11 protein-coding genes are annotated in these 12175 nt (G+C 56.2%); 5 read left to right on the top strand and 6 right to left on the bottom strand.

Translation table 11 applies throughout. From position 1 onward, the window contains the following. Positions 1-92: 92 nt before the first annotated feature. Positions 93-851: an SDR family NAD(P)-dependent oxidoreductase gene (locus tag GNG29_RS21795; protein ID WP_156655342.1), complete on the top strand. Its 759-nt coding sequence runs from the start codon at positions 93-95 to the stop codon at positions 849-851. 32 nt (positions 852-883) lie between these two features. On the opposite strand, the gene GNG29_RS21790 is transcribed toward GNG29_RS21795, so the two are convergent. Further along, positions 884-1408, bottom strand: coding sequence for a GNAT family N-acetyltransferase (locus GNG29_RS21790; RefSeq protein ID WP_103177395.1), 525 nt, complete (start codon positions 1406-1408; stop codon positions 884-886). A gap of 152 nt (positions 1409-1560) precedes the next feature. Between GNG29_RS21790 and GNG29_RS21785 the strand changes: the two genes are divergently transcribed. Further along, on the top strand, positions 1561-3159 hold the full coding sequence (locus GNG29_RS21785) for an STY4199 family HEPN domain-containing protein (protein ID WP_103177394.1): 1599 nt from the start codon (positions 1561-1563) through the stop codon (positions 3157-3159). 12 nt (positions 3160-3171) lie between these two features. Here GNG29_RS21785 and GNG29_RS21780 read toward each other — a convergent pair whose 3' ends face one another. Continuing rightward, a complete protein-coding gene (locus GNG29_RS21780; protein ID WP_156655341.1) occupies positions 3172-4821 on the bottom strand; it encodes an alpha,alpha-trehalase in 1650 nt (549 codons plus the stop codon). 238 nt (positions 4822-5059) lie between these two features. Next, positions 5060-5782 (bottom strand): hypothetical protein, encoded by a 723-nt coding sequence (locus tag GNG29_RS21775; RefSeq protein ID WP_103177392.1) that lies wholly within the window; start codon positions 5780-5782, stop codon positions 5060-5062. A gap of 303 nt (positions 5783-6085) precedes the next feature. Here GNG29_RS21775 and GNG29_RS21770 point away from each other — a divergent pair, with 303 nt between their 5' ends. Then, positions 6086-6376 (top strand): hypothetical protein, encoded by a 291-nt coding sequence (locus tag GNG29_RS21770; protein WP_156655340.1) that lies wholly within the window; start codon positions 6086-6088, stop codon positions 6374-6376. A gap of 16 nt (positions 6377-6392) precedes the next feature. Here the strand turns inward: GNG29_RS21770 and GNG29_RS21765 are convergent, their stop codons facing one another. From GNG29_RS21765 to GNG29_RS21755, 3 genes are all read right to left on the bottom strand, one after another. Beyond that, a complete protein-coding gene (locus tag GNG29_RS21765) occupies positions 6393-6662 on the bottom strand; it encodes a monooxygenase (RefSeq protein WP_103177390.1) in 270 nt (89 codons plus the stop codon). Positions 6663-6865: 203 nt separating this feature from the next. Continuing rightward, complete coding sequence (gene gorA / locus GNG29_RS21760) at positions 6866-8218, bottom strand: glutathione-disulfide reductase (RefSeq protein WP_103177389.1); 1353 nt, start codon at positions 8216-8218, stop codon at positions 6866-6868. Positions 8219-8288: 70 nt separating this feature from the next. Next, complete coding sequence (locus tag GNG29_RS21755) at positions 8289-9131, bottom strand: 23S rRNA (adenine(2030)-N(6))-methyltransferase RlmJ (protein ID WP_103177388.1); 843 nt, start codon at positions 9129-9131, stop codon at positions 8289-8291. 203 nt (positions 9132-9334) lie between these two features. Here GNG29_RS21755 and prlC point away from each other — a divergent pair, with 203 nt between their 5' ends. After that, a complete protein-coding gene (prlC, locus tag GNG29_RS21750) occupies positions 9335-11377 on the top strand; it encodes an oligopeptidase A (RefSeq protein WP_103181001.1) in 2043 nt (680 codons plus the stop codon). 7 nt (positions 11378-11384) lie between these two features. After that, complete coding sequence (gene rsmJ / locus GNG29_RS21745; protein ID WP_103177387.1) at positions 11385-12137, top strand: 16S rRNA (guanine(1516)-N(2))-methyltransferase RsmJ; 753 nt, start codon at positions 11385-11387, stop codon at positions 12135-12137. Positions 12138-12175: the final 38 nt, after the last annotated feature.

The following is a 12175-nucleotide window of genomic DNA, read 5'->3' as shown; positions in this document are numbered from 1 at the left end:
AAACAGTGAAGCGTTGCGTAGCGTATTTATTGATTTTCTATCACCTAATAAGCTCTTTCTCAATCATCACAACAGCCGAAACGAGGTTTCTTATGACTGAACGTATAGCAATAGTGACCGGCGGCAGCCGCGGGCTCGGTAAAAACGCGGCGCTGAAGCTGGCAGCAAAGGGTGTCGGGATCCTGCTGACCTACAACCGGAGCGAGCAGGAAGCGCTCGAAGTTGTACGTGAAATTGAACAAAAAGGGGTAAAAGCAGCAGCATTGCAGCTGAACGTCGGGGATATTGCCAGCTTTGAACAGTTCGCCACTAAGGTGAGTGAAAAACTGCATTCAGTCTGGAAGCGCAACACCTTCGATTATTTGTTGAACAACGCAGGTGTGGGTTTATATGCCCCCTATATGGAAACCACTGAAGCGCAGTTTGATGAAGTGATGAACATCCATTTCAAAGGCCCGTTCTTTCTGACCCAGGGGCTATTGCCGCTGATGGAAAACGGCGGGCGGATCCTCAACGTCTCATCTGGCCTGGCTCGTTTTGCGCTACCGGGCTCCAGCACCTATGCGGCGATGAAAGGGGCTATGGAAGTGCTCACCCGCTACCAGGCTAAGGAGCTGGGGGCGCGCGGGATCACCGCCAACATTATCGCCCCGGGGGCTATCGAAACCGATTTTGGCGGCGGTCGCGTACGCGATAACAAAGCAATCAATCAGCAGATCGCCTCCCAGACAGCGTTGGGCCGCGTTGGGTTACCGGACGATATCGGCGATGCGATTGCGGCGCTGCTCAGCGACGAACTCGGCTGGATGAATGCGCAGCGCGTTGAGGTCTCCGGAGGGATGTTCCTGTAATCAGGTGCCGGGGAGGGAGCCCCGCGGCACGCTTAGCAGTACTCTTTTCTTAACAGCCCAAACAGCCAGTCGTTTTGCCACTCACCTGCCAGCCAGTAGCTTTCGCGCAGTTCACCTTCCAGCACAAAGCCCACTTTTTCCAGCAGACGTTTAGAGGCGACATTGCCCGCCGTCACCGTAGCGGTCAAACGGCGGATATCTCCCTGCATAAAGGCGTAATCGCACACCGCCTGTAAGGATTCAAAGCCGTAACCTTTGCCCTGCGCCTGCGGGGCGAAAAGGAACCCCACTTCGGCACAATCATCATCGCGATGAATATAGCCCGTGACCCCAAGCGGGGTCTGATTGTGATCGCGCACCACCAGGCACAGCCAGTGATCACTGCCTGGAGACCACGCGGGCAGGCGAGAGGTAAACGTTTCGCGAATGGCCTCTTCCGGACGGGCTTCGGCCACGTAGCGCATCACATCGGGGTGTTGCTGTAGGGAGAGAAAAAAGGGCCAGTCCTCTTCCTGCAGTGGGGAACAGGTTAAACGCGGGGTGTGCAGCACAGGCATGCCAGATCTCCGGGAGCTTTTGTAAATGATATTAACATTATCACTGAAATAGTGCCGGTTATCGGGTATGTTTAATCTGGTATAACCACTTAAAAAAACAACCGCTCTCCGTTCGCTGCGCCTGAATCTTTGCGCGGCAGTTAAGGATAATGATGACCCTCAGTAAATCGCACGTGATCCGCGAGCAGTTTGAACGCTGTCTGGGAATTATTCGTCAGGCCTCTGTGGAGATCCTGCTCCTGTTAAAGGTGCATGTTGCCGAAGGCAAAGATCCCCGTTGGTTCCTTGAGCAGCTGGATTCCGCCAGGCTGGCGCTGGGGGGCTGGGCGAGCGTGGCAAAACGCCTGAACCTCAACGATGCGGAGCTCTCACAATTCACCCTGCAATTGCGGCTTTTGCAGCAGCGGGTGCCGCAGTATGAGAGCGGGCAGGATGTGAGCGACAACCAGCTGATTGCCGCGACGCGCTTTGTGACGGCCCTGGAACACCTGCGTTTGCAGCAGCCGCTGCTGACCTACAGTACCGAAATGAGCCCGGGCGATGAGCTTCAGCAACAGCAAGCCCGGAAACAGGTACGTGCGCTGGAATTGATGATTAAAGGGCTGATTATGCAGGCCTGGCCAGATCCAACGCGCCTGAACAATCACCTCAAAACGCTCTTCGGTGCCGATCGGGTTCGCCGCTGGCTGCAGCAGGGCGAGCGCAACGATGCCCTCGGCGGCATGATGTTTAGCGAGCTGGCGCTGATGCTGGTGGACAAGAAAGAGTACTCCCGCTCTTATTCGGCGCTGTTCAGCGATCCCGCTCTGCTGACGCTGATGGTGGAACCGCGTAAGACGCTCCACTCCTTTCTTGATGATATCCGCCTGATCCGCAACAACATCATTGCCCGGCAGCCGCTGACCTCTGCGCAAATCCTGCTGCTGGACAACTACTACGCCCAGATTGCCGGCCCCGTTCAGCGTGCCTTTAACGAAGGCCGTACCGCCGTAAACCCGACGGGGTTGATGGCAGAGAATAACCACGAGCTGGAGCTCTTCTGGGAAAATGCGCGAGAAAAAAGCCGGGCCACCGGCGATGACATTTTTGAGGTGCGCGACGCTATCGATAAACCGAACCGTCGGCCCGCGCGCACCCCGGAGCAACGCGATCATCTGATCTCGGTGGGACTGTGGGGGGCGGTGGGGGTGATGGTGATGGGAATGCTGGCGGCGGGTACCTGGCTATTAATGGAAAGCAGCACGCCGACCCAGGCGGCCAGTACCACCTCGCCTCCTGTGCAAACGGCGGCGGAAGAGATGCGTGAGTCGCCCTCCTCCCGCGAAACGCTGACGCGCATGGGCGTCACCTGGGATGAGAATAACTTCCGCGCAGCGATTGACAGGAACGATACCCGCGTGGCGCTGCTGTTTCTGAAGGCGGGAATGGAGTGGAAGCTCTCCTGGACAGAGCACGCCCTGTCGGTGGGACATCGGGAGGTGCTGGATATCCTGATGCGCTATCGTCTGCAGATGGGGCAGGCGAAGCCCTGCCGACAGTTTATCAACACCCTCGCACACGCGATGTCAGCGGGCGAACCGCTGACGGATCTGCGTAAAGAGTATCTGCAGGCATTTTGTACCGTTCCGGCGGTGGTAGAACGCCAGCGACGCGAGATGGATCAGGCGAAGCGGCGGGCACAGGCCCAGCCGGACGCCAGTACCAAAAAATGGCAGACGATTCATACAGCCATTTATGAGGTGATCCGCTGACAACGCGGGGAGCTACGGCTCCCCGTACAGGCCAATGAGTCTGCGCACCACGCCGTTAGTCCAGCCAAAACCGTCCTGCAGGGGATACTCACCCCCGCCCCCTTCCCGGGGCTGGCTGCTGGCGATGTGGTACTTCTCGATGAGCTTGTGATTCATTTTGTAGAAATGGTTTACCGTGTGCAGCCAGCTCCACGCGATCTCATCCCCCAGAGAATCATTGCCGTATTGTTTGAATCCCTGGATCGCCATCCACTGTAATGGCGCCCAGCCGTTAGGTTTATCCCACTGCTCCCCGGTTTCATACTCGGTGGCAAGGATACCGCCCGGCGTCAGGAGACGCGCTTTTACCGCGTCGGATAACCGTTCGGCCTGCTCATGGGTACACATACCGACATACAGCGGCACGATGCTGGCCGCGGAAAAGAGCGCCAGCTGCTCCCGGCGCCAGTCATAATCGCGATAGCAGCCGTTCTCCTCATCCCACAGATAGCGGTTAACCGCCGCGCGGCGATCGCTCGCTTTCTGGCTGAAGCGATCCGCAGTCTCTTTATCCCCTTTTGAGGCTGAAATATTGGCGATGGCGCTCTCCAGCTTGAACAGGAACGCGTTGAGATCGATAGGGATAAACTGCGTGGTGCGGATACTCGCCAGCCGGCTCGGATCCCGCAGCCAGCGGGAGGAGTAGTCCCAACCGGAGGCAGCCCCGGCGCGCAGATCGCGATAGACCTCGTTAGGTGGACGCCCGGAGTGACGGGCGGTTTCAACGTCCTCTATCCAGGATTCATCCCTTGGAGTGTCACGGTCATCCCAGTAACGGTTGAGCAGAGAGCCGTCCGGCATACGTACCGCACTGCGGTAAGCCTGGTTGAGCAGCAGCGACTCTGCGCCGTCCATCCAGAAGGCGTACTCCATCTTCAGATGGTCCAGATAGCGTTTGGCACCGCGCACGCCATCCTCTTCAAACAGCTCCACCATCAGGGCAAACACCGGCGGTTGCGAGCGGCTCAGATAGTAGGTGCGGTTGCCGTTAGGAATATGACCGTACTTTTCAATCATCCACGCAAAGTTATCCGCCATGCACTTGAGCATGTCGTGGCGACCGCTTTCGGCCAGCCCCAGCATGGTAAAATAGGAGTCCCAGTAGTAGGTCTCGCTGAATCGCCCGCCGGGGACGATGTAGGCCTGCGGCAGCGCCAGCAGTGACGACCACGGGATATGATCTTGCGGCTCCCGGGTCAGTACCGGCCACAGGTTGTCGATATGGTCTTTGAGCGAGAAAGAGGGATCCGATACATATTCGCTCGACAGCACTTCTGGCAGCCAGAAGTGGTTTTCCACAAACTGGCGCAGGTCAAAGTCGCGGTGTCGTCTCACCTTGCGATAGCGGATAAGGATATCCAGCGGATCCATTTTCGGCGCACAGTCGGGAAAGGTTTTGCTGTCTTCAAACAGTCGCGACGACTGAACATGCTCGAAGAGTTCAAGGTAGCGATCGGCAGGGGTGAGCGCATCGGATGCGGGCAGCCCTTCAATCATTTCAGGTTCCGGTTCCGCCTCGAGCATTTCATCCAGTTTTAACTCGCAGGGATCGATTTCGTAGAGAAGTTCTTGTTCTATGTCGAACTCTACGGTCTCTACAGTGCGTATTTTCTGGTTGAACATGGTGGTCAGGACCTCCGGTTTGCGTAGTCTCAGGTCTGGTTTTATCCGGTTGCTTACTAATCTTAGACATTCGCTTCGGTCTGTGAAGAGGTATATGTGCGGTAGATCACATTTTACTGGCGGGGCAAAACGGGCACTACTGGAGGCATGTTGATGTTATTGCAGGCAATAAACGGGCAATCCAGCAGTGCGCAGGCGATCTAAAATTCGGATCATTCGCTTTGCAACAGAGTATGAATCAGAGGGCTTCTTCTGTCTCCTCGTTGAAGCGCCAGGCTTTCGCGCGGTCAAAAATCTCTTCAGAGGAGAGACGGGCGCGGAAACCCCGGCCTTCAGGCTGAATTACGATCTGTAGGGATGCTGATAGCGCGACAGGTTGCTCATTACTGTCGGTCCCGATGTTGGCATTTGGGGCGAAGTGGGCAATAGCCTCAGCAAACGCCTCCTGCATCTCTTCATGCGTTTTATAATGCGCATCTTCGATATTAAGGGCGCTATGGAGAAGAGCGCAGTCAAGCATCGTGCCCTGCAACCAGTAGCATGAAGAGGAATAGGCGGCGCACCAGGTCAGTTTGCTACCTTCCAGAAACGCCTCCAGTAAATGGGGGTCGCTGCCCGCAAAACATGAGCCCAGCATCAAACCTTTGATGTTGAACTTCCGGGATTTATCATTAATGGCGTCAAGGATGTCGGTGAGAGAAACATCGCCGATACGGGTTTTACTGCCATGCGCCGCAATATAGACGAGGGTATTATCAAATTTCTGACGGCACAGGCAATCCAGCGCAATCTCGAAGCTCTTTTTATTATAAAAATTCAGAGAGTAGACCTCAGTGTCGCCATGCATTTTGGCAATTCCGTGCACGAACGGCAGCACGGATGAGCGGTTGGCATCATAATCATCGAGTTTCCACGGTGATTCAAACACCAGAATAGCGTTCTTACTTTTGCTGATTGGCATTAAATATCCCCTTAAGGTAAATTATTTTTGTAGTTGTTTAATAACGCTGTGTATTCGACTTTTCTTTTATTGGCCAACTCTGCAAATAAGTGTCCAAAATCGCCATTGTTTCGCTACGCGCAAATAAGTAATTAAGGCCTTTCACCTCGTCGTCATCGTCTCTGATGACGCGCTCAAACAGGAAATCCTTATGAACCTTAACGCGAAGCGTCAGGGCGCTATGCCTTTTTCTTTTGCAAAGCCGAGCGGCTATCAATCCACTATAACAGAACTGCAGGGGCTGCTGGAAAGCCACCATTTAGCATGCTGGATATTTTTGAAGGAGAGAACAACGCCATTATTTTCCGCTGTAATCTGAAGCAGAGTGTGTTCCGCAATATACAGTTCAGCAGTTTATTAATTAACCGCTGTTATATCGACGAGCTCTGTTTTGAAAATTGCGATATGCGCAATGTCTTTTTATCAAATAGCGTGGTTACGCAGCCGATCCGCTTACGCTATTGCCAGGTGGCGGGAATGCGCCTGTTAAATATGCCACGCAGAATGTTTATTTTTGAGGAGTGTACCGGCGTCGGGCAGATCCTGTTTGCCTGACACCGGTGAGGCACGATCAGTGCGCCTGACGTGGATCGCCTGCTATTTCATCAGTCTTTTGCCGGGTCTCTTCGCTTTGATTCAGGGCATTGCTGGCCGCTTTTTCCGCATGGGCCGCGCTATAGGCCGCCAGATGCGAAACCACAATGGCGTAAATACTCATCAGAGAGACCCAAAGAATACTGTTTTTCCACCACAGAAGGGTGGGTATGGTTAACATCGCCCATACCAGGGCAAGAATCAGATGGAATTTAGCCAGCCTTTTTGCGTTGATCTTCACTTGCATACTCTTTTCTCTAATCTTAATTAATCGATCCAGGTAGGCGCTTAATACTTTTTAAGCGTAGCCAGGCCTGCCGTCATTACCGGTGAATTTTGTTACCGTATGTACATCTGCGCCAGCAGCGGCGTGGCGGTGGGGGAGGGTGCATAAAAAAACCGGCCACTGAGGGCCGGTCTTTAAACGTGCATACTCGCTGACAAGGCGAACTAACGCATGGTCACGAACTCTTCTGCCGCCGTTGGGTGAATAGCTACGGTATTATCGAAGTCTTTCTTGGTCGCACCCATTTTCAGCGCGACCGCAAAGCCCTGCAGGATCTCATCCATACCAAAGCCGATACCGTGAATGCCGACAATCTTCTCATCCGGGCCGACGCACACTAACTTCATGCGGCACGGCTGACGGTGAGACGTGACCGCGGTATACATGGCGGTGAAGGCGGATTTATACACTTTCACCTGGTCGTCGCCATAGTGCGCTCGCGCCTGAGGCTCGGTTAAACCGACGGTACCGATTGGCGGGTGGCTGAAGACCACGGTCGGGATGTTGTTGTAATCCAGGTGCTCTTCCGGTTTGTTGTTAAACAGACGCTCGGAAAGACGACGACCCGCGGCGACAGCAACAGGGGTCAGTTCAACGGCGCCGGTATTATCGCCCACGGCGTAGATGCCCGGTACGCTGGTGTTCTGGAACTTATCGACAACGATATAGCCTTTCTCATTGGTTTTGACACCCGTGACGGCCAGGTTGAAGTTGTCGTTTGCGGGTTCACGGCCAATGGCCCAGATCAGGCAATCAACGGTCTGGCTGCGGCCATCTTCCAGCTCAAGGGTCAGGCTGCCGTCAGCGTTTTTCACAACCGCTTTCGGAATGGCTTCGGTATGCAGATGTGGGCCTTCGGCATTCATCACCTCCACCAGGGTATCGACGATCAGCGGATCGAAGTTGCGCAGCGGGGCGTGTTTACGCACAAACAGGTGCGCTTCGGCGCCGAGGCCGTTAATCACGCCCGCCAGCTCCACGGCGATGTAACCCGCGCCAACGATGGCAACGCGTTTCGGCAGGGCAGGCAGCTCAAAGAAACCGTCGGAGTCGATACCGTATTCCGCACCCGGAATAGCTGGATGACTCGGGCGGCCACCGGTAGCGATCAGGATATGATCGGCGGTGATCGTTTCACCGTTGACTTCGATCGTCTTCGCATCGACAAAGCGGGCAAAACCGCGGATCACATCGACATTATTCTTGCCCAGCACGTTATCGTAGGAGGTGTGAATACGATCGATGTAGGCGGTACGGCTGGCGATCAGGCGATCCCAGTCGAAGTTATTAATGGTGGTATCAAAACCATAATCCGGGCCATAGAGATGGATGGCCTCGCGGATCTGCGCCGCATGCCACATCACCTTTTTCGGTACACAACCGACGTTAACGCAGGTGCCGCCGAGATCTTTTGCTTCAATCAGCGCGCACTTCTGGCCGTACATGGCCGCACGGTTAATCGAGGCGATACCGCCGCTGCCGCCGCCGATAGCGATGTAATCGTAATGCTTGGTCATGGTCTTATCCTTAATCGTTAATTGCCGCGATTGTATACCTGAAATCAATAGTTTCCATCGATGACTGCGATTACTCTGGCACGATCCAGCTAACGGTAGTATGGCCGGTACCGGCCGGGACCAGCTTTTTGTGCAGCCACGGCAGGACGTTATTCATCTGCGCTTCGAGCTTCCAGGGCGGGTTAATCACAATCATGCCGGACGCGGTCATGCCGCGCTGATCGCTGTCCGGGCGAACGGCCAGCTCAATTTGCAGGATCTTACGGATGCCGGTCGCTTCCAGATCCTTGATCATGCGTTTGATCTGTGAACGCAGCACCACCGGATACCACAGCGCATAGGTGCCGGTGGCAAAGCGTTTGTAGCCCTCGTTGATACCCGCAACCACCGCCTGGTAGTCGCTTTTGATTTCGTATGGCGGGTCGATCAGCACCAGACCGCGACGGGAAACCGGCGGCAACTTCGCTTTCAGCTGCTGGTAGCCGTCCGATTTCTCCACGCGCGCGCGGCTGTCTTTCTGGAATTCAGAGCGCAGCAGCGGGTAGTCGCTTGGATGCAGTTCAGTCAGCTGAATGCTGTCCTGCTCGCGCAGCAGCTGGCGCGCGATAAGCGGCGAACCCGGGTAGTAGCGTAACTGGCCGCTGCGGTTAAAATGGTTGATCACGCCGATATAGGGTTCCAGCTCCGCCGGCAGGTCATCCTGCTGCCAGATGCGGGCGATGCCTTCGAGGTACTCTCCGGTGCGCTCGGCATGCTCGCCGCTCAGCTGATAGCGGCCCGCGCCGGCATGGGTGTCCAGATAGAGAAAAGGCTTATCTTTCTCTTTCAGCGCCTCGATGATCAGACTCTGTACGGTGTGTTTAAGAACGTCGGCGTGGTTGCCCGCGTGAAAGCTGTGGCGATAACTGAGCATGGGTAGATATGTTCCGATAATGTCGATTGAGCACAGTTTACAGCAGAACGGCACAGATTACCCGCAGGCCCGGCACGCACCGTCGCGGCGGCTGTTTTTCTGTCACCTCAGCCATTGAAATTCACTACACTTAACCCCATCCTGGAAACAATATGCTCGCGCAGGATGCGCGCTTCATTCACTCATTTAACAGGACAGTGCTTATGACCAATCCATTACTGACGCCTTTTTCGTTGCCACCGTTTTCCTCCATTTTGCCTGAACATGTTGTTCCCGCTGTCACCAAAGCACTGGACGATTGCCGTGCCGCCGTTGAGAGCGTGGTAGCGCATGGCGCCCCTTATACCTGGGAAAACCTGTGTCAGCCGCTGGCGGAAGTGGATGATGTGCTCGGCCGCATCTTCTCCCCGGTCAGCCACCTGAACTCGGTGAAAAACAGCCCGGAACTGCGTGAGGCCTACGAACAAACCCTGCCCCTGCTGTCGGAGTACAGCACCTGGGTCGGGCAGCACGAAGGGCTCTACAAAGCGTACCGCGACCTGCGCGAGGGCGATCACTATGCGACGCTGAATATCGCGCAGAAAAAGGCTGTCGATAACGCGCTGCGCGATTTTGAACTGTCGGGCATTGGTCTGGCAAAAGAGAAGCAGCAGCGCTACGGCGAAATCGCGACGCGCCTGTCTGAGCTGGGCAACCAGTACAGCAATAACGTGCTGGATGCCACCATGGGCTGGACGAAGCTGATTACCGACGAAGCGGAGCTGGCTGGCATGCCGGAAAGCGCCCTGGCGGCAGCAAAAGCGCAAGCCGAAGCGAAAGAGCAGGACGGTTATCTGTTGACGCTGGATATCCCGAGCTATCTGCCGGTAATGACCTACTGCGATAACCAGGCCCTGCGTGAAGAGATGTATCGCGCCTACAGCACCCGCGCGTCCGATCAAGGCCCGAACGCCGGGAAGTGGGATAACACCCCGGTGATGGCGGAAATTCTTGCCTTGCGTCACGAGCTGGCGCAGCTGCTGGGCTTTGACAGCTACGCAGATAAATCTCTTGCTACCAAAATGGCCGAAAACCCGCAGCAGGTACTCGATTTCTTAACCGATCTGGCCAAACGCGCTCGTCCTCAGGGCGAGAAAGAGCTGGCCCAGCTGCGCGCCTTTGCCAAAGCGGAATTCGGCGTCGATGAGCTGCAGCCGTGGGATATCGCGTATTACAGCGAGAAACAGAAGCAGCATCTCTACAGCATCAGCGATGAGCAGCTGCGTCCGTACTTCCCGGAAAACAAAGCCGTTAACGGCCTGTTCGAAGTGGTGAAACGCATTTACGGCATCACCGCCAAAGAGCGCAACGATGTGGAAGTGTGGCACGACGACGTGCGTTTCTTCGAACTGTACGACGACCAGAACGAACTGCGCGGCAGCTTCTATCTCGACCTCTACGCCCGCGAAAATAAACGCGGCGGCGCCTGGATGGATGACTGCGTAGGGCAGATGCGTAAAGCGGATGGCTCGCTGCAAAAGCCGGTTGCTTATCTGACCTGTAACTTCAACCGTCCGGTTAACGGCAAACCTGCGCTGTTCACCCATGACGAAGTGATCACTCTGTTCCACGAATTCGGCCACGGTCTGCACCACATGCTGACCCGCATTGAAGCGGCAGGCGTTGCCGGTATCAGCGGTGTACCGTGGGATGCCGTGGAGCTGCCGAGCCAGTTTATGGAAAACTGGTGCTGGGAGCCGGACGCGCTGGCGTTTATCTCCGGCCACTATGAGACCGGCGAGCCGCTGCCAAAAGCGCTGCTGGATAAGATGCTGGAAGCGAAAAACTACCAGGCGGCAATGTTTATCCTGCGCCAACTGGAGTTCGGCCTGTTCGATTTCCGTCTGCATGCGGAGTTCAGCCCGGAGCAGGGGGCGAAGGTCCTCGAAACCCTGGCGGAGATCAAAAAGCAGGTCGCCCTTATTCCAGGCCCGGCCTGGGGACGCTTCCCGCACGCGTTCAGCCATATCTTTGCGGGCGGCTATGCGGCGGGCTACTACAGCTACCTGTGGGCAGACGTGCTGGCGGCAGACGCCTACTCCCGCTTCGAGGAAGAGGGGATTTTCAACCGCGAAACCGGTCAGTCATTCCTGGATAACATCCTGACCCGCGGCGGTTCTGAAGAGCCAATGGAGCTGTTCAAACGCTTCCGTGGCCGCGAACCGCAGCTGGATGCGATGCTGGAGCATTACGGGATCAAGGGTTAGTTGATTCGTGAAGATTCACTTAGTTGATGAAACAGGCGCCGGAGACGGCGCCTTATCTGTTCTTGCCGCCCGCTGGGGGCTGGAGCACGATGAAGAAAACCTGATGGCGCTAGTGATGACCCCGGACCATCTGGAGCTGCGCAAGCGCGACGAGCCCAAACTCGGCGGCATTTTCGTCGATTTTGTTGGTGGGGCGATGGCGCACCGGCGCAAGTTTGGCGGCGGACGCGGCGAAGCGGTGGCCAAAGCGGTCGGGATTAAGGGCAGCTACCTGCCGGACGTGGTGGATGCCACGGCGGGACTCGGGCGCGACGCTTTTGTGCTGGCCTCGGTAGGCTGTCGTGTGCGGATGCTGGAGCGCAATCCGGTGGTGGCCGCGCTGCTGGATGACGGCCTGACCCGTGGCTATGCCGATCCGGAAATCGGCGGCTGGTTGCAGGAGAGGTTACAGCTGATCCACGCCTCAAGCCTGACGGCGCTGACCGATATCACCCCACGCCCGCAGGTGGTCTATCTCGACCCGATGTTCCCGCATAAGCAGAAAAGCGCGCTGGTGAAGAAAGAGATGCGGGTGTTTCAGTCGCTGGTGGGGCCGGATCTCGATGCGGATGGCCTGCTGGCGCCTGCGCGTCTGCTGGCTACGAAGCGCGTGGTGGTGAAGCGCCCGGATTACGCGCCGCCACTGGCGGAGGTTGCGACGACCAATGCGGTGGTGACCAAAGGGCACCGGTTTGATATCTATTCCGGTACCCCGGAATAAAAAAAGCCGGGTGGCGGCTTCGCCTTACCCGGCCTACA

The organism is Leclercia sp. Colony189, from assembly GCF_009740165.1.
In the GTDB taxonomy this organism is placed as follows: Bacteria; Pseudomonadota; Gammaproteobacteria; order Enterobacterales; family Enterobacteriaceae; genus Enterobacter.
The sequence above is the reverse complement of the archived record's forward strand: the minus strand, read 5'-3'. Positions and strand labels throughout refer to the sequence as shown.

Excerpts from the sequence above, each read along its gene's own strand:
- GNG29_RS21795 (WP_156655342.1), top strand. The coding sequence starts at position 93 with ATGACTGAACGTATAGCAATAGTGACCGGCGGCAGCCGCGGGCTCGGT.
- GNG29_RS21790 (WP_103177395.1), bottom strand. The coding sequence starts at position 1,408 with ATGCCTGTGCTGCACACCCCGCGTTTAACCTGTTCCCCACTGCAGGAA.
- GNG29_RS21785 (WP_103177394.1), top strand. The coding sequence starts at position 1,561 with ATGACCCTCAGTAAATCGCACGTGATCCGCGAGCAGTTTGAACGCTGT.
- GNG29_RS21780 (WP_156655341.1), bottom strand. The coding sequence starts at position 4,821 with ATGTTCAACCAGAAAATACGCACTGTAGAGACCGTAGAGTTCGACATA.
- GNG29_RS21775 (WP_103177392.1), bottom strand. The coding sequence starts at position 5,782 with ATGCCAATCAGCAAAAGTAAGAACGCTATTCTGGTGTTTGAATCACCG.
- GNG29_RS21770 (WP_156655340.1), top strand. The coding sequence starts at position 6,086 with ATGCTGGATATTTTTGAAGGAGAGAACAACGCCATTATTTTCCGCTGT.
- GNG29_RS21765 (WP_103177390.1), bottom strand. The coding sequence starts at position 6,662 with ATGCAAGTGAAGATCAACGCAAAAAGGCTGGCTAAATTCCATCTGATT.
- gorA (WP_103177389.1), bottom strand. The coding sequence starts at position 8,218 with ATGACCAAGCATTACGATTACATCGCTATCGGCGGCGGCAGCGGCGGT.
- GNG29_RS21755 (WP_103177388.1), bottom strand. The coding sequence starts at position 9,131 with ATGCTCAGTTATCGCCACAGCTTTCACGCGGGCAACCACGCCGACGTT.
- prlC (WP_103181001.1), top strand. The coding sequence starts at position 9,335 with ATGACCAATCCATTACTGACGCCTTTTTCGTTGCCACCGTTTTCCTCC.